The sequence below is a fragment of the Vibrio sp. B1-2 genome, from assembly GCF_963888445.1.
Taxonomy (GTDB): domain Bacteria; phylum Pseudomonadota; class Gammaproteobacteria; order Enterobacterales; family Vibrionaceae; genus Vibrio; species Vibrio anguillarum.
In genome coordinates this window covers 314,960-332,268 of record NZ_CAWPJH010000041.1, presented here as the reverse complement: position 1 = coordinate 332,268, position 17,309 = coordinate 314,960, and the positions used below count along the sequence as shown (strand labels likewise).

Here is a 17,309-nt window from a genome sequence, read left to right as displayed (position 1 = left end):
GCGAAGGGTTTAATGAACTGAGCTTTGAAGACCAAGCTGGGCAAGAGTTGGTGTATGTGCACGCGCAAAAAGATATGCAAGTGAAGGTCGAGAACTCTCATCATGCCCGCATCAACTATGACCAGAGCGTGAGTATTGGTCATGATGACATGCATGTCGTCGCCAATGACCGCAAGCTCACGGTGGATGGCTCACAAAACCAGGTTACAAAAGGTAACTATATCTCTGATACTCAAGGGGATAAACACGAATCCATCGGCGGTGATTTGGCACGCAAAATTGCGGGTGCCATCGGGGTCAGTGCCGACGGCGACGTTACGATAAAAAGTGGCAGCAAAATTACCCTACAAGTTGGCGGAAGTTTTGTGGTGATTGATGCCAGTGGCGTCGCGATAGATGGTGGTACCATCTTGATTAAATCGGGAGGCTCACCCGGCTCACTAGCCCTTCCTTCAAGCGCGGAGGTTTTAGAAGCGGCCGCCTCAGCTGGGAGCGCTTTTGTCGCTAACTGCCCGGAGATGAGCTGATGCGTCATTTAGTCAATTATGCCGTGGTAGATCGAGCCGTGGCTCCTGAGTTTATTGCCGAAGTGAAAGAGTCGAATAACGAACATTGGTGTTTATTTCCAGAGCCAATCGAAGAAGACTTTGCCTTAGTGGCTCCTTTTCTGGTGCTCATGACCCCAGAGCTTACCGCGCAGCTCACCACGAAAAATGCCCCTTGGGGATTTTTCCTTCAATCAGATCATGACCACAAGACGCTTCGCGCTCATCTTCGTCGTCTGATGAATATTGAGATCCTACAGACCAAAGAGCGGCTATTTTTTCGTTATTACGATCCACGAGTGCTATGGGCTGTCCTCGATGGATTTGAGCCACTCTGGCTAAACCACTTCCTCGGCCCGATACAGAGCGTTCATACCACATTCCCACAACAACGTGCGTCAGACTTCGAGCCATTGCTGACACCCTATCGCCGATTTGGGTATGAAACATTCACACCGTTTCCAATAGAGCGCACTCACTATCAAGCTATCCTTGCTCAGTGTGAGCAAAACTTGGTCGATGAAGTTGCCAGCATTGTTGGCGATACGGACAAAGTTTTTAGCGAAGCGCTGGTCAACCAATTGATTGAATGGGAGATCTCCCTTCCAACTCACATCAAAAGGGTTGCACAGTGGTGTTCAGATGAGAAAATTACTAGTCTGCTTAACTTTCCCAAGCCGTGGCAAACACTGTTATCGAACACTCAATATCCAGCGGATTACCGAATCATGCGTCTTCAGTCTGAAGTAAGGACAACTCATGTCATGTAAACACCCGGCAGGTGTTGCCTGCCGCTGTAATCTAAAAGGCGATTGTTTAGTTCGCTACCAAATCACTAGCGATGCGGGCCTTTTTGAGTTTAAAAATGGCGATAACAAAATTTCGAACATTAAGCTTGTCGATAAAGGACAAGGAACCAAAGTCAACATTGCGATAGAAGGAAAATGCACCAACAATCTGACCACATGCCCAACAGGTTACTTGTCGGACGAACGCTCTTTCTCAGAAGCGCTTTCTACTTCGCAATGTAAAGACCATACCTTGGTTTATCGTCAAAAATCAGGACAAGAAGTCGGCTTGTTTAACGCAATACAATACTTATTGGCTCAAGATGGATATGCAGGGATCCCCTATACTCGATATAAAGTATGCATTACTCAATGTGCGGGAAAACCACAAACGATGCAAACACAGTGGCTTACACCACCTATTCAATATCTGTTGGGAGAGCTCCCCTATGACACTTACATTGACGTCTATCCAAAGGTAGACATTGAATCGAAGCTAACTCTGGACTATTCCGGCTCAAAATCCAATCTAACTGATGAACAAAGATATACGCAATATATAGAGCGTCAAAAAAAGGGGATGCATGATGGCACTCCGATACCCACTCAAGAGATCAAAAAGAAATTTAATCTTTCTGGCACATTGACCGTATCTCAAGGAAGTTCAAAAACCGAGTACTCGGCATCAAAGACAATGACTAAAAGCAATTTGGTTAACGTCAAAAACATACAAGACTCCTTTGAAAATTTCCGAGAACAATGGAGCTTGATTAACGGTATCATTGGCATCGTTGAGCAGTTAAAAAATGGTACTTACCAAAATACTGGAGCGGACAAAGTAAAACTGGTCAGTCTTGACTTTGGGCCACCCAAACTTGTCCTAGAGGGCAAGAGAAGCAGTGAGATTGTCGATTCAAAAGTCGTGACGACCGGTAATGTAACCTTAAAGCTCGATCCTCTGTTGGACTTAAAAATTAGCCTCGACTTAATTTTGGCGGCGGCAGCATACTTTAAAATGGAAAAGGCCGTCGCAGAAATTCGAGAACAAGCCAAAAGCCTAGAAGACAAAGTTAAAGCGGGAGAAATCGGTGCTTACGCAGGTGCAGAGTTTTTCATTTCACTCGCCACAAAGCTTGATGCTTCCGGCACAGTTACTTTCAGTTCTGCTCAACCCGCCAATTACGATCTGTCGCAAGTGGCAACGGTCACGCTCTCTTCTTTAGTCAATTTAAGAGGAGGGGCAAAAGTTTGGGTCGTGGAAGGGGCATTTTTATTAGAAGCAAAGGTGGTTGCAGAAGGAAAAATTGCCTTAAGAAGCAAAATTAAAGACAAAAAACCTCTTGTCGAACTGATTTTTTTCCACGATGGAATTAAAGCAGAAGTAAAAATTGAAGTGGCGGCTCGTAAAAATAGTGAAAATACGAAAAACACAATGGGTAACAGCGGCCCTAATTCTTGGGATTATGTAGAAAGTTCTACTGAGATCAGTGCTAAAAAAACAAATACCAAAGAGTGGATTTGGGCAAAAGCATTAAGTGAAGCCAATTCACTCTGCCGTACAACCTTAATTAGCGGATAAGAAGAGTCTAATGATGAAACCATATTTAACCCTATTAACCCTGCTATTACTGAGTGGCTGTACAGGGAATGACGAGGAACGAATGAATATTAGAGAACAAGTCTCAACGGTTGCGATGAGCATCGATAACGAAGGTGAAAAGCCTCCAGTGCTCTACACGGCGAACATCAATTCAAAAAACATCTTTTGTGGTGGACAAATAAACGGCATGGAGCAATTAGATAATCTCGGCTCAGATTCTGGTACGTTTTCATCTGGATTTAATGCGACCGCTTTTTTACAACCAGGTGAGAATGAACTCAATCTTTGGACGGTTCCTGTCGGTGCATACAACGGAGATTTTACTTATAACGAAAACGATCGTTGTGAGCTCACAATCTTTGGCGCTTTTCCTGATGGTAAAAAACAAGAAATTTCTAACCTAACAGCTACTATTATCGATGGCAAACCGAACGTAAAAACCTCAACAATTTACCCAGATAAGCATAAAACTCCGTTAGTAAATGTCGATGGTGTGACTCCCTATCGTCGGACCATTTTTACTCGCCCGATTTACATTAAAACTATCCCGCGTTGGCGCTGGGTGGATGCGACGCCGATTCGTGAAGATAACCCAGAGCAGATGAAACAGCTCTACCGTGCTTATACCAATCTCCTAACATTAATGGAAAAACGCGATTTGGAAGGGCTAAATATGGCTTGGTCTCTTTCAAATAGGGAAAATGCAATGGCCGATGCTTATTATTCTACCCCTGATGAGTTTTTTGATGCTGTTGGTTTTGAATCCACCTTTAAGAGATACAGCGATGGAAAAGTTGAACCTAGACGCGAGTGGCATGAGTACAAGTTAAAAAGCTATATGGGAGGGCGCCTCGTACAATTAGAAGATAAACGAGGGCATTCACCCCTGAGAATTGGCTCCGATGAGCAAAATTTAATTTTCTCTGTCTTACCCTACTTATCCATGATTGATGGACGAGTCGTAGTATCACGCTAGGAGACTTAAGATGCCCGGTGCCGCAAGATTAGGTGATATAGGATCAGAGCATGATTGCTTCCCGCCAACGCCGATTATTTCTGCCAGTAGTGGTGTGTTTATTAATGGCCAACCCGCGGTGCGTCAAGGCGATGCACTGCAAGATCATGGCTGCCCATGCTCTGAAAAACCCCACGGTAGCCACCCACGCAGTATTTCTGGTGGTTCAAGTGGGGTGCTGATTGATGGCAAACCCGCCGTCCGTTTAGGCGATGCGATTGATTGTGGAGGGACCATCGCCTCCGCATCATCGGATGTGATGATTGGGTAAGGAAATAACGGTCAGCTAAAGCTGACCGTTTTACTAAGTGTTACGTGAATTGATTGACGTTATTGTAGAACGCCGTAACGAAACCAGTTGATCCTTTAGCTCTTGATTAAATCGCTCGAGCTCTTCGGTACGTGATAGCGCTTTTCTCAATAAATCATTAAGGTGGTGATGCTCCGCAGCCATTTGGTGGACTTGCAGCGTGAGTTGTTCCATCGCCGAACGATATTTTTCTTTGATCCGTTTTTCATTTTTTAATGTCTCATGAAGGCGTTGATTATCGCTTTTATTCGTACTTTTCTCTTTGCGGGTTTGCTTACGTTTAATTTGCTTCACTTTTTCAACAAATTCAGGGTAGTAATACCCACTGCCATTGCCTAAATTTGCCTCTTCCTCAATGGCTCGAATACTCAGTTTTCTCGTCACCAGTACCCGTTTCGGTTTGCCTTGAATCAAACGATGAAGAGCGGCATCCAGTGCCAGCAATGTCTGTTCCTTTTTACTCATACAGCGACGACCTCAATGGCATGTTGGTAAGGGGTGTATTCAATACTAAAATCGTTCATCACGAGCTCGGCGGCGCGAATTTGTGTTATGCAGTGTGCATAGACGGATGGGGACACAGCTAAATGATGATGAAGATAGTGTGTTAAATCTAGATGGCGAGATTGCCACCATAGCGCATTGTCTCGATCAATAATGCTACTTCCACTGGAGCAGTCAACGCAAAATGCCGGATTGACAGCACCATCCATATCGCAATGGTAGCCATTTTTACAATAGCTATGAAACGTACCATGTAGCGTTAGCCTTTTTTCTTTAACCGCCTTGTAAATTACCTCCCAACTGCTGTAAATGTGAGGCAATCCTTCTTTACGCATGGCAACAATCGCTTTGCCATGAGCCCCTGATAAGTCGGTATCTTGTTGGGTCCATTCAAAAAATTTATTCGCACTGGCTTCAATCTGGGTCGAATCAAGTAACTGTTGTAACTCTTCGTCAATCTCGATATTTTGAATGCGGCTGGCCACGCCGCCCGCGCAATACCAATCGGTCATTTGCAGATATAGGTGTTTAAATTGTTGTTTGAGGGCGATGGTATTCCCCAAACGGTGTTTGATTGTGAAAAAGGCGAGGGTTCGCCTAAATTGATGCGTGTTGAGATGCCAAGGTTTACCTTGATGAATGTATTTATGGATACTTTCTGTGCTGTTTGGATTACAGGTTACACATTCTTGGTAGTCTTCTTGGGTTACTGTAATATTGAAATGACGGACAAATCTTTGCAAACGTACGTTCCAATCACTGATAAGAACCGGTTTTTTTGATCGTGCTCCTCGGTTGAACCAAAGAATATCCAGTGGACGAGTGCTCAGTTGGTTGTACTCCAGCCTCCATGCCTCGGTTAGGACGGTGACCAGTTGAATCGCTTTTTCAACGATGGGAGCGGTGACCCATGTGGCTTTCTTTTGCCCTAATTTGAAGGTGCGAGATTGCAACATGTGGAAAGTGGTGCCATCAAACTCAGTATTGAAATAGCTGTGAGGGGTCAGCTCGGTTAATTCAGAGACTCGCATTCCAGAGAAAGCCCCACAACAAATAAAACAAGCGGTGATCAGTTGACCGTAATATCGTCGCCAATCATTTCCATTGATGTCACGGGGCATATAAGCAGGTAAACCTTGCAGTAATTCCCCAATCTCGTTAGGTGTCGCTTTATGTATCTCTTGTGCGTATTGATGGCGATTCATGATCTCGCCTTGTGTATTGGTTAGAAAGTTCCATCGCCCTTCATTCACGTTATTTTGGACGATAGTTCGACCCGCAATATAGTTGTCATGTAGCCGTTGCTCAATCTGCGCTAATGAGTGACGGCTGTCCCAAGCTTGCTCAACTAACTCAATGGCTTTGCCAAAAATTTCATCCGCGATACGTTGTGGAATGGCTAAAGTTTGGGACTTCTGTAATTTATTTTTTGCACATAAATCTTGAGCCAATTTGTTTGATGACACTTTATCTAAACCAAAGTGGATCCCTAACCATTTTTCCAGTTTTAAGGCGCTATTGATGCCAGTGAAAATTTGTTCAAGCGTACTTAACGATAAGGCTTGGTTGCTGAGGTGGCTTTCAAATTTCTGCCATATGGTTCGATTGCTCAACGCAGCAAGTGAGTGAAAACCATGCTCCAGCAGGAAATTGTAGACCGCTTTCATTTTGGTGACACGGGTACAGATAGTTGACAGTTTTGCCCCAGTACTTTGCGAGCCACTTTTGTGAAATATCCAACCATAAGTCAGCAATTTCATTTCTAATAAGAGGCTTGGAGAGACGCTAAATTTATCGAAATTTAGGCAGGTGGTTTGGGAGCGGCTTTGTGCAAAGTAAGGACTTAGATCCCATTTGTTATCACCAAATATTGTGACCACCAAATTGTTTTTATCTGAGCAGACGACCACCGCGTTTAAGTTATCGAGATCTCCCTGTTTCACTAATTCAATCACGTTAATGCGGCTCATACTTAAAGAGACGGTATCAATAAAATCGACTTGAAACTCAGCGCCTAACGGTTGGTTTGAATGGTTCATGCGGTTTTTCCTTGTAACAAAATGACGGAGGTGATGTCTTTCCATAATGTGTGCCGACCTTCAATCATTAGCTTATCTTGTGCTTGCAATAAAATGGGTCGCTTAATGTTGGGTAAAATACGTTTTTCGATAAAGTGGATGACTTCACCAAAGTTTTTGTGGAAATGATGAGAGTCGAGATGAAAGTAACGTGACTCTTCGAGCGCTTCTTTGAAGGACAGCAGGCACCAAATATCTTCGGTTGATTGCACGATGACTTGATGCTCACAACCAAAACACTTCAGTAGTTCAGCGCAAGCCAAGCGCTCGCCATCTGATAGGTGATGTCGTTGTGCTCTACGACTAAAGGCTTCAGATTGCACGTGAAAGGGTTGTTTGCAGTGGCTCCCATGAGCCGATACAGAGGTCGGTAAGGTTTGAGTGAGCCATTCCTCGTAAGTGAGAACCTGAATATTAAACGTCTCCATCACCTGAGATTTCGCCACAGAGAGGCTAACCTTATGCTTGGCTTGATGGGCTCGTATGGCAATGGTTTCTTGCATCATGGCATTGTTGTCGTGATGGTTCCCGGTGGAATAATGCCTACGTATGGTTGAGGGGGTGTTATCGAGTAATTCAGAGGCCGCAATATCGCCTAGCCGCAGTTGGGTCATTAAGCTGCCCGTTTCTCTAAAGCGGGAAATGACTGGGCGTAGCTCTCGCCCTTGATTGTCGACTAATGCAAACCACTTTCGAAGGATGGACACATTAAAATCTCTGAAATGATAAGGAGTGATCGTCTTATGGTGTCCGTTAATCACCGTCTGAAGTAATAAGGCTTCGGGTTGACGATCGACAGCTTGGGAGACTTTCAATAACGTATCAAAGAAATCAAGGCAGTATTTGGGTATGTTCAGTTTATGTTCCCCAATCTCAACGGTGAGCGTTTTAAAAGCCCGTCGTTTAAAGGCTGGCATGCTATACCAAACGTCACCTAAAGGTTGACTGGCGACAGAGGGGCGCTTTAGTTGTAGGAGTGTTGAAGTATTACAGAAAGTGTAATACGCCAATAAGTAAGTCGCCGCGACCATGAGCCGAGTTAGCCCCGTGCGTATTGGAAACGATTGGCCTTTCCATTGAAAGCTCATCGTCGGTGAGTGTTTCTTGGACTTCAGATGAAGCTCCGGATTGTCAAGAAACTGGACTGATAATTGCTTGAAAATTGCTCGCAGTAGTGGAAGTAACTGTTTCAAATCTGATTGGCTATAAGCTTCAAAGGATTCGGTATCATCACAATTGACCACTGGCAGTTCATCAAACCAAGTCATTGGATGATCGAGGAACCGGCATAACGTGGTGACTTGTGTCCGTATTTGCTTATAAGTACTCTTTTTTATCTGCCCTTTTAAAAGCTGCATGTAAATACTCATGCAGTAGTTTTGTACCGATTCGCCATTGAAGGTTGAGCAATAATGCTTGTCACACCATTGAATGTATTCTTTTAATTGATAAAAAAGCCCGTCGCGAGTTGAGACCGCTCGATGGTCTATTTTCATGCTATTCATGATGGCAAAAGCGAGGGCGTTTCGATCCGCAAGTATTTCAGTGCCTTGCTTTATCTTCTTGGTGACGGGGAAATGGCGGTAACGGACGCGATTGAAATCCCACCGATAAAGACGGCCATGCTGATCTTGCACCTCTATCATCAGCTCTGGCTGCCAATCGTGAAGTTGTATGAGATTATTATTCATTATGAGCCTCACTATCCGCCGTTAAAGCATCATGCATAAGAGTATCTAGCATCGAAAACTTATCTCGCAGGGCTTCTTTGCGTTTTAGATAACGGATGTATTTCCAAGTGGTTGATTCATGGTTATGCCCCATCCAGCCCATAAGACAATCGAGGGCTTCACTGCTATTCAGTCCCGAGGTCAGTAGGTCCCCCAATCGGTATGTCCCATAAGTACTGCGTAAATCATGGAATTTATGATTGAACCCCGGCTCTGACTTTTGCAGCACTTTTCTAAACTCACACCACCTAACTCCAAGGACTTTGGCTGTGAGGGGATTACCTTGCTCGCTGATAAAGAGAGGCGGATGTTGAGTGGTGTGTGTTAGGGGGATGGTCAGACGATCCGTGACCGATAACTTGTTGTCCATTTTTATCTGCCGCTTTAAGCGCCTTTCACTGATGCTGTAATCTTGTAGCATCTTAAGTAGTGAGGATGAGATCTCGATTTTGCGTTCTTTATCAAATTTGGTTTTTACACCATTTGATGGGCCAATCGGTAAATAATAGCGTTGGCGAGAGTCTGTGATCGGAAAGGCTTGATCTATAGCGGTGAGTGTTAATGAACACACTTCATTGACGCGGAGCCCAGTTTGAATGGCAAGTCTGCATTGCAGTTGAAACTCTACCGACTGATATCGGAGGTGATTTGAGACCAACTGAAGTGATTCTCGGCTTAATGGCATGAGAGTTCGTACTTGTGAGGAGTGAGCGTGTTTGGGGACTCGTATCCGTAAATCGCTGGTTTGCACAATCAGCTTTGGCTTAAGGTGAGCCAATTTATCCTGTCGATTGATCGTGGTGTATTCGATTCGAAAAGGGGCTTTTTTTTCTTCTTGCACAACGAGATAGGTTTCATAGATGGCCCAGAGATAAAATTGAACCACATGATTCATGTAACAGTTTGCCGTTGAATAGGCCATGTTGCCATCTTGAACTTTAAGCAGTAAATAATGACGAAATTGGTAGGTGGGTTTTAGCCTATCGATAGGTGGGATATTGTCCCAAGTTAGTTGAAACTCTTCTAAGAATGACCAATAGCATAAGATCGCCCTTGCTGAAGAGTTCAAACACTTGAGTCTTTTTACGGTTTTTAGATCAAAAAACCATGAGTTGGCAACAGCAATGAATTTGCCGTGGTGATCGTACAATGTGGGTAATGGTCCAATGTTATATCCGTGTGGATGTAAAGTGATTGGGCCATTTCTAGTATGAGAAATTTGTGTATCAGTAAATACGTTTGAAGATTGGATGATTGTTGCCATTTGTACTCCATAGCGATAATTAATAAAAACAGGCTGCATTGAGAGCGAATCGTCAAATGTGCAGCCTGAAGTAGATTAATTTCCAGAGTTACAAATGTGTAGCAGTAGAGTTTCTACACTAACGTGTAAGAGTAACAAACTCTTCACTACCCGTTGGGTGTATTGCCACAACTGAATCAAAATCGGCCTTGGTTGCGCCCATTTTCATGGCTACGCCAAAGCCTTGAATCATTTCATCAACCGCAAAACCGATGCCGTGTAGGCCAACAACGGTTTCTTCAGGGCCAGCGCATACTAGTTTCATTTTGCATGGTTGACGGTGAGAGGTGACGGCGGTGTACATGGCCGTGAAGCTAGAGGTATATACTTTGACATTCTCTTCGCCATATTGCGCTTGGGCTTCTTGCGTGGTGAGGCCAATTGTGCCGATTGGCGGATGGCTAAAGACCACGGTCGGGACCAGTTTGTAATCCATCTTCGCATCGGTTTTGCCATTAAACAGGCGCTCTGAAAGTTGACGGCCTGCTTTGACGGCAACAGGTGTGAGTTCAATACCGCCTTCCATGATATCGCCGACACAGTAAATGCCCGCGACGTTGGTTTGCTGGTACTCATCAACCTTAATATAGCCTTGTGCATTGGTTGCCACACCCGTTGCTGCTAGGTTTATCGCATCGGTTGCTGGGTGGCGGCCGATTGCCCAAATGAGCGTATCAACGTTTTGGCTTTGGCCATTTTCAAGGTGTAGAGTCAGGCTGCCATCGGCTTCTTTGATCACTTCTTTTGGCACTGAATGAGTATGTAATGTTGGGCCTTCCGCCGCCATGACTTCAGTGAGTGTTTCGATGATCATGGGATCAAAGCTGCGCAGTGGTGATTCTTTGCGCACGTAAAGGTGCGTTTCAGTGCCGAGTGCGTTGAGTACGCCCGCGATTTCAACCGCAATATAACCTGCGCCCACAACCGCGACGCGTTTAGGTTGTTCGGTCAAGTCAAAGAAACCATTGGAATCAATGCCGTATTGTGCCCCTGGAATCGCCGGAATCGTTGGGCGTCCGCCAACGGCAATCAGGATATGGTCTGCTGTGTAGTGTTCACCGTTTACTTCTACGGTTTTTGCATCAACAAAGCGTGCAAAACCGCGGATCACTTCCACTTTATTATTGCCCAATACGCGGTCGTATGATTGATGAATACGGCCAATATACGCTTGGCGGCTCTCAATCAGTTTTGACCAATCTAATCCTTTGACATCGACATCGAAGCCGTAATCTTTGGCATAAAGGTGCATTGCTTCAGCAATTTGCGCGCCATGCCACATCACTTTTTTCGGAACACAACCGACGTTGACACAAGTGCCGCCAAGGTCTTTGGCTTCAATCAGTGCGACTTTCGCACCATACATTGCCGCGCGGTTCGCTGAAGCGATACCACCAGAGCCACCACCGATACAGATATAATCAAAATGCGTTGTCATTACTTTCTCCATTATTCTTTTTTCATCCTATTTGACCTTGGTTTTGTACGGTGTTGGCAACCATAGCAAGGCGAAAAAGGTTCTCTACTTCTTTGATAGATTGGGTCAGTTTATTCTGGTACAACCCATTCGACTTTAAAATGACCGGTTACCGGGGCAATCGCTTGCTGAAGAAACGGTAAAATTTCCTGCATTTGCCCTTCCAGTGTCCACGGTGGGTTAATCACTATCATGCCTGAAGCGGTCATGCCACGTTCATGGGTGTCTGGCGACACGCCCAATTCAATTTGTAAGATTTTGCGAATACCGAGGCTTGCCAGCCCTTCAAGCAAGTCCTCAATGGTGTCGCGATTCACTACGGGATACCAAATGGCGTAGATACCCGTCGCCCAGCGCTTATAACTTTGGGCAATGGCTCTTACGACATCGCTGTACTCTTTTGCCAATTCGTAAGGGGGATCGATCAACACTAAGCCGCGACGCTCTTTCGGTGGCAGGCTACCGATTAAGCGTTGGAAACCATCTTCTTTGTAAATCGATACCTGACGATCTCGGTGGAACTCTTGCTCGAGCAAAGGGTAATCGCTCGGATGCAATTCAGTGAGCACCATACGATCCTGCGCGCGTAGATGAGCACGCGCTACGCGCGGTGAGCCGGGGTAGTAGCGTAACTCTTCGCTTTCATTGAGTGCTTTTACTGCCTCAAGGTAGCTTTGAATGGCGGGTGGCGTTACATTTTGTTGCCAAATACGAGCAATCCCTTGTTTATATTCACCGGTTTTTTCTGACCATTCATGGGTCAAGTCATAACGGCCCACGCCAGAGTGGGTGTCATGATAAACAAAAGGCTTCTCTTTTTGCTGTAATGCATTGAGGATAAGGCTTTGTACGATATGCTTTAATACATCCGCGTGGTTGCCCGCGTGAAAACTGTGGCGATAACTTAGCAAAATAGGCTCTCAAAACACCCCAAATGGAGTGTGTTTCATCAATCAAACGTATTGGCTGATTATACGCCACTATTGAAAATTGCTGAACCTACCTATATTTACTATTTCAGATAAACAAAATCGACGGTTGCCGTGAAACAATCAGTGACTGTTGCAGAGAAATGCATCAACGTGCAGGCGCGTCTTAACTTAAAAGGAATGTTTTATGTCTAATCCACTTCTCACTTTCACGGATTTACCGCCGTTTTCCGCCATTAAGCCAGAGCATGTGAAGCCTGCGGTCGAGAAAGCGATAGAAGATTGCCGCACCGAAATTGAAAAACGCCTTGCTGGCAATAGCACCCCAACGTGGAAAAACTTGATTGCACCCATTGAAGAGGTGGATGATCGCTTAAGCCGTATTTGGTCGCCAGTGAGCCACCTTAATTCCGTGCTCAATAGCGATGAACTGCGTGATGCGTACGAAAGCTGTTTGCCGCTGCTGTCTGAATACGGCACTTGGGTTGGGCAACATAAAGGCCTGTTTGAAGCCTATAAGAGCATGAAAGCCAGCGATACTTTTTCCTCGCTCTCTCAAGCGCAGCAAAAAACCATCAATGATGCACTGCGTGATTTTGAGCTATCGGGTATCGGCTTGCCATTGGCAGAGCAAAAACGGTACGGCGAGATCAGTAAACGTCAATCTGAGTTGGGTTCTAAGTTCTCTAACAATGTACTGGATGCCACTATGGGCTGGACCAAGCACATTACCGACGCCAATCAATTAGCGGGCATGCCAGAATCGGCGTTGGCAGCTGCACAAGCGGCGGCGCAAGCCAAAGAGCTCGATGGTTATTTATTAACGCTCGACATTCCTTCTTATCTGCCAGTGATGACTTATTGTGATAACCAAGCTCTGCGCAAAGAGCTTTATGAAGCGTATGTTACGCGTGCCTCGGATCGCGGGCCAAATGCGGGCAAGTGGGATAACAGCGAAATCATCGCTGAGAAGCTCAAACTGCGTCATGAAATAGCCCGTATGCTCGGTTTTAATACCTATAGTGAAAAATCACTAGCGACCAAAATGGCGCAAACGCCCGATCAAGTGTTAGGGTTTTTAAATGATTTAGCCACCAAAGTGAAACCGCAAGGTGAGCGTGAAGTAGAAGAGTTGCGTCAATTTGCGCAGCAAGAGTTTGGCGTGACCACGCTAGAGTTGTGGGATATCGCTTACTACAGCGAAAAACAGAAACAGCACTTGTTTGATATTTCAGATGAAGAGCTGCGCCCTTATTTCCCAGAGTCGAAAGTGGTGAGCGGCCTATTTGAAGTGCTCAACCGCGTATTTGGCATGAGCGTCAAAGAGCGCTCTGGGGTTGATATTTGGCATCCATCGGTGCGTTTTTTCGATATTTTTGATGCGAAAGGATCACTGCGTGGCAGCTTCTATCTCGACCTGTATGCGCGCGAACATAAGCGTGGTGGCGCGTGGATGGATGATTGCCGTGGCCGCCGTATCACTCAAAATGGCGAGCTACAAACCCCAGTGGCTTATTTGACCTGTAACTTTAATCGCCCAATCGGTGATAAACCTGCGTTATTTACTCATGATGAAGTGGTCACTTTGTTCCATGAGTTTGGACACGGGATCCACCACATGTTGACTCAAGTTGAAGTGGGTGCGGTATCTGGCATCAACGGTGTACCGTGGGATGCGGTTGAACTGCCCAGTCAGTTCCTTGAAAACTGGTGCTGGGAAGAAGAGGCGTTAGCGTTTATTTCAGGTCATTACGAAACGGGTGAACCGCTACCGAAAGAAATGCTCGATAAAATGCTCGCGGCGAAAAACTTCCAGTCAGCGATGTTTATTTTGCGCCAACTTGAATTTGGTTTGTTCGATTTCACCTTGCACACCACTTACGATCCCGAAGTAGGCCCGCAAGTGTTGGAAACTCTCGCCCAAGTGAAAAAGAAAGTGGCCGTGTTACCAAGCCTTGAATGGAACCGTTTCTCACACAGCTTTAGCCACATCTTTGCTGGCGGTTACAGCGCAGGTTACTACAGCTACTTATGGGCAGAAGTGCTTTCGGCGGATGCGTTTTCTCGCTTTGAGGAAGAGGGGATTTTTAACCCACAGACTGGGCAAAGTTTCTTGAATAACATCCTTGAAATGGGTGGTAGTGAAGAGCCGATGGAGCTATTTAAACGCTTTAGAGGCCGCGAGCCGCAAATTGATGCGTTGTTGCGTCATGCGGGGATCGCCGCGTAGTCACACGCTTGAAAGGCGATGAAGCTCGAATTAGCCCACCTTTGCGGTGGGCTTTTCATTTTTGAATGCCCAGAAAAATGTGATAGAGACGAGCATCTTGCCGCGATTTGAGGTTATAATCTGGGCAATTATGTATAAATAACCAGTAGCTTAGCCATGATGGATCCTTCTCTCTTACTCGACGGTCTCAACGATAAACAGCGCGAAGCGGTTGCCGCGCCTTTAGAAAACTTGCTGGTGCTTGCCGGAGCGGGGAGTGGTAAAACCCGAGTATTGGTGCATCGCATTGCTTGGCTTATCTCGGTTGAAAACGCCTCGCCTTTTTCAGTCATGTCGGTGACTTTTACCAACAAAGCGGCGGCGGAAATGCGTGGCCGAATTGAAGAGTTGATGATGGGCAGTGCATCGGGCATGTGGAATGGTACCTTCCACGGTATTTGCCACCGTATTTTACGCGCTCACTATCTTGACGCTCGCCTGCCTGAGGATTTTCAGATCCTCGATTCTGAAGATCAACTGCGTTTGCTGCGTCGCTTAATCAAAGCACAAAACCTAGATGAGAAGCAGTGGCCTACGCGCCAGGTGTGCTGGTGGATTAACGGTAAAAAAGATGAAGGTCTTCGTCCGAAGCACATCGATGCGTACCGCGATCCCGTGACTCAAACCTATTTGCAGCTTTATTCCGCGTACCAAGAGGCGTGCGATCGCGCAGGTTTGGTTGATTTTGCCGAAATTTTGCTGCGTTGCCACGAGATGTTGCGTGATAAGCAGCACATTCGTGAACATTATCAAGCGCGCTTTAAACACATCTTGGTCGACGAATTTCAAGACACCAATAACATCCAATACGCGTGGCTGCGCATGATGGCTGGGCGCGATTGCCACGTGATGATCGTCGGTGATGATGATCAGTCCATTTATGGCTGGCGTGGTGCCAAAATTGAAAATCTCGAAAAATTCACGCAGGAATTTCCGAGCGTTAATACCATTCGTTTAGAGCAAAACTACCGTTCAACCAAAACCATTTTGCAAGCCTCGAACGCACTGATCGCGAACAACACCGAGCGAATGGGTAAAGAGCTCTGGACCGATGGCAGCGAAGGCGAGCCAATTTCTATCTATTCGGCCTACAACGATCTTGATGAGGCGCGTTTTACCGTCAATAAAATCAAAGAGTGGCGAGATAAAGGTGGCGCATTAGAGGATTGTGCGATGCTTTATCGCAACAACGCCCAATCTCGTGTTTTAGAAGAAGCCTTGATTCAAGCAGGCTTGCCCTATCGCATCTACGGCGGCATGCGCTTCTTCGAGCGCCAAGAGATCAAAGATGCGTTAAGTTACTTGCGTTTGATGTCTAACCGCAATGATGATTCGGCCTTTGAGCGAGTCGTAAATACGCCACCGCGTGGCTTGGGTGATAAAACGCTGGAAACCATTCGTTTTGCGGCGCGAGATCGCGGTTGTACCTTGTGGCAAGCGAGCCTTGTGCTGTTGGAAGAAAAAGTGCTCACAGGACGTGCGGCAAGCGCATTAAGCCGGTTTATTGAGCTGGTCAATGCCCTTGAAGATGATAGCGCTGAGATGCCGTTACACAGTCAAACCGACCATGTAATCAAAACATCAGGTTTGTTTGAGATGTATCAGCTTGAAAAGGGTGAAAAGTCTAAAGCCAGAATTGAAAACTTGGAAGAGCTAGTCACCGCAACACGCCAATTTGAAAAGCCAGAAGAAGCGGATGAGATGAGCATGTTGACGGCCTTTTTAACCCACGCAGCGCTGGAAGCGGGCGAAGGGCAGGCTGACGAATTTGATGATGCCGTACAGTTAATGACACTGCACAGCGCGAAAGGGTTAGAGTTCCCGTTGGTGTTTATGGTTGGCGTTGAAGAGGGCATGTTCCCCAGCCAAATGTCGGCCGAAGAAGCGGGGCGATTGGAAGAGGAGCGCCGTTTGTGTTACGTCGGAATGACGCGCGCCATGCAAAAGCTCTACATTACTTACGCTGAAATTCGCCGTTTATACGGTCAGGATAAATACCATAAGCCGTCACGCTTTATCCGTGAGCTGCCAGAAAACTGCCTTGATGAAGTGCGCATGAAAGCGCAAGTGAGCCGACCAAGCAGTGCTGGGCGTTTTAGTCAAACAGCGGTCAAAGAGAACTTTAACGAGACGGGCTTTAGTTTGGGCGCACGCGTGAAACACCCTATTTTTGGTGAAGGCACCATCATTAATTTCGAAGGTAGTGGCCCGCAAAGTCGAGTGCAAGTCGCTTTTAACGGTGAAGGCATTAAATGGCTAGTGACTGCTTATGCCAAGCTAGAGAAACTATGATCTTCCTTGTACGAAGAAAGGGTACTTTTCTTTGCTGAGATGGTTGGATTGTTCTCCTCCCTCTTTGAGGGGGAGGCAGGGAGGGGGTGTTTATGGCGTTGTTTAAACCAAATACCTAACCTAGTTGTTCAAGATATGAAAGCTGGATAACTCATCTACTTATCCGATCCAAAAGAAAAACCCCGAGGGCTTGCGCCCTGCGGGGTTATAGTCTTACTTGCAGCAATCCAGCTACGAAAGTGCTCCATGCATCAAATCCATGATAGTGGCTGAATTCCGTCAGCTTAATCCGTTCTTCGCCTTCCTAGCGGTGTCCTTGGTGACTTCCTAGTCTGCTAACCATCCACGTTAGCGCGCTTCACTTGTTCCTTGAGCGGTGTCCTTTACATCATCCTGATGTTCAGTCCTTGCCTCGTCCAGAGGTGTCCATCGTCTTTCCTTAGTAGTAACCATCCTAGCTACTATTGCG

The 17,309-nt window shown here is 46.0% G+C and carries 13 protein-coding genes; 7 read left to right on the top strand and 6 right to left on the bottom strand.

The genetic code is table 11. The features are described 5' to 3' along the window. The 5 genes from AACQ75_RS14760 to AACQ75_RS14740 all read left to right on the top strand — a co-directional run. Positions 1-527: bacteriophage T4 gp5 trimerisation domain-containing protein (locus AACQ75_RS14760; protein WP_445285791.1), on the top strand; the 527-nt coding region annotated here is incomplete at its 5' end. Beyond that, a complete protein-coding gene (locus AACQ75_RS14755; RefSeq protein WP_170888925.1) occupies positions 527-1,315 on the top strand; it encodes a DUF4123 domain-containing protein in 789 nt (262 codons plus the stop codon). The genes AACQ75_RS14760 and AACQ75_RS14755, both read left to right, overlap by 1 nt. After that, on the top strand, positions 1,305-2,912 hold the full coding sequence (locus AACQ75_RS14750) for a hypothetical protein (protein ID WP_170888924.1): 1,608 nt from the start codon (positions 1,305-1,307) through the stop codon (positions 2,910-2,912). The genes AACQ75_RS14755 and AACQ75_RS14750 overlap by 11 nt, the downstream gene beginning before the upstream one ends. 208 nt (positions 2,913-3,120) lie before the next feature. Continuing rightward, positions 3,121-3,909 carry a glycosyl hydrolase gene (locus AACQ75_RS14745; protein WP_105976535.1) on the top strand — a complete coding sequence of 263 codons (789 nt, stop codon included), beginning with the start codon at positions 3,121-3,123 and terminating at the stop codon, positions 3,907-3,909. 10 nt (positions 3,910-3,919) lie between these two features. Continuing rightward, positions 3,920-4,219 carry a type VI secretion system PAAR protein gene (locus AACQ75_RS14740; protein ID WP_088732997.1) on the top strand — a complete coding sequence of 100 codons (300 nt, stop codon included), beginning with the start codon at positions 3,920-3,922 and terminating at the stop codon, positions 4,217-4,219. A gap of 33 nt (positions 4,220-4,252) precedes the next feature. Here AACQ75_RS14740 and AACQ75_RS14735 read toward each other — a convergent pair whose 3' ends face one another. From AACQ75_RS14735 to AACQ75_RS14710, 6 genes are all read right to left on the bottom strand, one after another. After that, positions 4,253-4,723: a hypothetical protein gene (locus AACQ75_RS14735; RefSeq protein ID WP_170888923.1), complete on the bottom strand. Its 471-nt coding sequence runs from the start codon at positions 4,721-4,723 to the stop codon at positions 4,253-4,255. Continuing rightward, on the bottom strand, positions 4,720-6,801 hold the full coding sequence (locus AACQ75_RS14730; RefSeq protein WP_170888922.1) for a hypothetical protein: 2,082 nt from the start codon (positions 6,799-6,801) through the stop codon (positions 4,720-4,722). The genes AACQ75_RS14735 and AACQ75_RS14730 overlap by 4 nt, the downstream gene beginning before the upstream one ends. Continuing rightward, the gene (locus tag AACQ75_RS14725) at positions 6,798-8,531 is read right to left on the bottom strand and encodes a hypothetical protein (RefSeq protein ID WP_170888921.1); all 1,734 of its coding nucleotides are present in this window, start codon (positions 8,529-8,531) and stop codon (positions 6,798-6,800) included. Before AACQ75_RS14725 ends, AACQ75_RS14730 begins: the two co-directional genes overlap by 4 nt. After that, positions 8,524-9,834 (bottom strand): tyrosine-type recombinase/integrase, encoded by a 1,311-nt coding sequence (locus AACQ75_RS14720; RefSeq protein WP_170888920.1) that lies wholly within the window; start codon positions 9,832-9,834, stop codon positions 8,524-8,526. Before AACQ75_RS14720 ends, AACQ75_RS14725 begins: the two co-directional genes overlap by 8 nt. A gap of 118 nt (positions 9,835-9,952) precedes the next feature. Beyond that, positions 9,953-11,311: a glutathione-disulfide reductase gene (gorA, locus tag AACQ75_RS14715; protein ID WP_166538068.1), complete on the bottom strand. Its 1,359-nt coding sequence runs from the start codon at positions 11,309-11,311 to the stop codon at positions 9,953-9,955. Positions 11,312-11,421: 110 nt separating this feature from the next. After that, positions 11,422-12,261, bottom strand: a complete 840-nt coding sequence (locus AACQ75_RS14710; RefSeq protein WP_017045941.1) for a 23S rRNA (adenine(2030)-N(6))-methyltransferase RlmJ — start codon at positions 12,259-12,261, stop codon at positions 11,422-11,424. 205 nt (positions 12,262-12,466) lie between these two features. On the opposite strand from AACQ75_RS14710, the gene prlC reads away from it, so the two are divergent. After that, on the top strand, positions 12,467-14,509 hold the full coding sequence (gene prlC, locus AACQ75_RS14705) for an oligopeptidase A (RefSeq protein WP_170888919.1): 2,043 nt from the start codon (positions 12,467-12,469) through the stop codon (positions 14,507-14,509). A gap of 156 nt (positions 14,510-14,665) precedes the next feature. Beyond that, entirely contained in the window at positions 14,666-16,840 is a 2,175-nt protein-coding gene (uvrD, locus tag AACQ75_RS14700) for a DNA helicase II (RefSeq protein ID WP_013855687.1), read from the top strand. Positions 16,841-17,309: the final 469 nt, after the last annotated feature.

Coding starts and splice junctions, on each gene's coding strand:
- AACQ75_RS14755 (WP_170888925.1), top strand. CDS start 527: ATGCGTCATTTAGTCAATTATGCCGTGGTAGATCGAGCCGTGGCTCCT.
- AACQ75_RS14750 (WP_170888924.1), top strand. CDS start 1,305: ATGTCATGTAAACACCCGGCAGGTGTTGCCTGCCGCTGTAATCTAAAA.
- AACQ75_RS14745 (WP_105976535.1), top strand. CDS start 3,121: ATGGAGCAATTAGATAATCTCGGCTCAGATTCTGGTACGTTTTCATCT.
- AACQ75_RS14740 (WP_088732997.1), top strand. CDS start 3,920: ATGCCCGGTGCCGCAAGATTAGGTGATATAGGATCAGAGCATGATTGC.
- AACQ75_RS14735 (WP_170888923.1), bottom strand. CDS start 4,723: ATGAGTAAAAAGGAACAGACATTGCTGGCACTGGATGCCGCTCTTCAT.
- AACQ75_RS14730 (WP_170888922.1), bottom strand. CDS start 6,801: ATGAACCATTCAAACCAACCGTTAGGCGCTGAGTTTCAAGTCGATTTT.
- AACQ75_RS14725 (WP_170888921.1), bottom strand. CDS start 8,531: ATGAATAATAATCTCATACAACTTCACGATTGGCAGCCAGAGCTGATG.
- AACQ75_RS14720 (WP_170888920.1), bottom strand. CDS start 9,834: ATGGCAACAATCATCCAATCTTCAAACGTATTTACTGATACACAAATT.
- gorA (WP_166538068.1), bottom strand. CDS start 11,311: ATGACAACGCATTTTGATTATATCTGTATCGGTGGTGGCTCTGGTGGT.
- prlC (WP_170888919.1), top strand. CDS start 12,467: ATGTCTAATCCACTTCTCACTTTCACGGATTTACCGCCGTTTTCCGCC.
- uvrD (WP_013855687.1), top strand. CDS start 14,666: ATGATGGATCCTTCTCTCTTACTCGACGGTCTCAACGATAAACAGCGC.